Origin of the sequence: Stenotrophomonas maltophilia group sp. RNC7, assembly GCF_030910085.1 — a bacterium.
Classification (GTDB): domain Bacteria; phylum Pseudomonadota; class Gammaproteobacteria; order Xanthomonadales; family Xanthomonadaceae; genus Stenotrophomonas; species Stenotrophomonas sepilia.
Genome location: NZ_JAVFVN010000817.1, coordinates 1 through 1,926 on the forward strand (window position 1 = coordinate 1; position 1,926 = coordinate 1,926).

General features: G+C 33.5%; 2 protein-coding genes. One reads left to right on the forward strand and one right to left on the reverse strand.

All coding sequences use genetic code 11. The features are described 5' to 3' along the window. On the reverse strand, window positions 1–1,377 hold a 1,377-nt coding region (locus tag RCF13_RS19965), incomplete at its 3' end, for an ABC transporter ATP-binding protein (protein WP_308141483.1). Between the two features lie 239 nt (window positions 1,378–1,616). Between RCF13_RS19965 and RCF13_RS19970 the strand changes: the two genes are divergently transcribed. Continuing rightward, a partial coding sequence (locus RCF13_RS19970; protein ID WP_308141484.1) for an alpha/beta hydrolase occupies window positions 1,617–1,926 on the forward strand: 310 nt, incomplete at its 3' end.

Sequence of the window (1,926 nt, forward strand, 5' to 3'; positions counted from 1 at the left end):
TGTCACCCTCGGCCAGGTGCCTACTTTTTCAATTTCTTCATCTGTCACTTCTCCCTCAACGCCGTAACAAATGTTATCCCGAATCGTTCCATCAATTAACGGACTATCTTGTGAAACGTAACCAATTTGACGTCGCCATGATTGTAATGAATAGTTCGTAATTGCATCTTTCCCTAATTTAATAGCACCGCTAGTTGGCTCATAAAAACGTTCTAATAGTGAAAATAATGTCGTTTTCCCGCTACCACTTGGCCCTACGATCGCTGTTACTTTTCCTGATTCAATTGTGAAATCAATATTCTTTAACACTTGCTCTTCTTCGTTATACTCGAAATATACATTTTCAAGAACAATTGGTTGCTTAGCATTTGTGACTTTCACACCAGTTTCATGGTCTTCTACTTCATATTCTAAAATAGTATTAATTCTTTCCGTTGCACCAATTGCCTTTTGGAATTGTGTAAAGAACATAGATAATTGACTCATCGGCATTATAATTTGAACTAAATATAAAATAAACGCTACTAATTCCCCAGTTGTTAATGCACCGCTAGAAACTCGCATCCCGCCATATCCTACGATAATAACAAGTAATGCCATTAAAACAAACGACATAACTGGTGAAATTAACGCTTGCACTTTTCCCTCTTTCAAACCAAATTGCAATAACTTCTCGATACCTTTATTTCCAGTTTCATATTCTCTTTTTTCTGTGTTCGAAGATTTCACTAAACGAATTTCTGATAATACTTGCGTTAGCACACTTGTAAAAGAAGCTGTTTCATCTTGAAGCGCTTTTGAAATCTTATACATTTTTCGTCCTAGTGGAACTAAGATCAGTACTGATAATGGAATAACCGTTAAAAGTAAAAGTGTCATTTTCCAATCTAAAACAAATAATACGATTAATGATCCGACAATTGAAATACCGCCTGTTAATAAATTTGACAAATGCTCAGAAATTAATGTCTTCACAACACCTGTATCATTTGTCATTCGGCTAATTGTATCGCCTGTTCTATTTTGATCATAATAAGATACTGGCAATATAAGTACCTTTTTCCACAAACGTTCTCTCAGTCCGGCTACAATCTTCTGCCCGATATAATTTAGTAAATATATAGATAATCCTGCAGCTATAGTTTGCATAATAAAGAATGCAACTAGCCCAACAATTTGTCCTGTACTAATTGACGAAAGTGAAAAATTATCTACTAATCCTTTTGTTAACATCGGAATAAATAAACTCGCTCCCGTAGAAAGCAAACTCATGAATAACGCAAAAACAAGAATCCCTTTCGAAGGATTTGTATCTTGAATAAGGCGTAAAAACTGCCTCCAACTCCCTTTTTTCTTTATTTCATTTCTAACTTCCATTTCTGTCATCTCCTCGTGTTAAACAAAACTGTTCTTTCTAAAAATAGAATACAATACAAATGTAAACTGAATGTAAACACACTTTTTCTGTTTTTACAAAATATACATAAAAACTCATCTTTACAACAGATATAAACATCTGATATTATTACCTGGTATTTAATATTGTTCTATGTGAATGATAGATAACCAATTTACAATACTATATAAATCTCCAGTTATTGAAAGGAGTATCCTTTTTGCAAACAAATATACATTCTAAAAAGGAAACAATTATTTTTATTCATGGTTTAGTCGGCAATCGTCGTGCTTTCAAAAAAGAGCATAAACGATTTTCCGCCTCTTACAACATTATTACTTATGACTTATTAGGTCACGGCGATGATAAAGGAGAAGCTATCGAATTTTCATTACAGCGTCTCGTTGATCAATTATTGAATTTATACGAAAAAGAAGGCATTCAAAAGGCTCACATTTGCGCTTTAAGCTACGGCTGTTATATCTCTACCATTTTTGCACAAATGCATCCAGAAAAAGTTTTGAGCATTT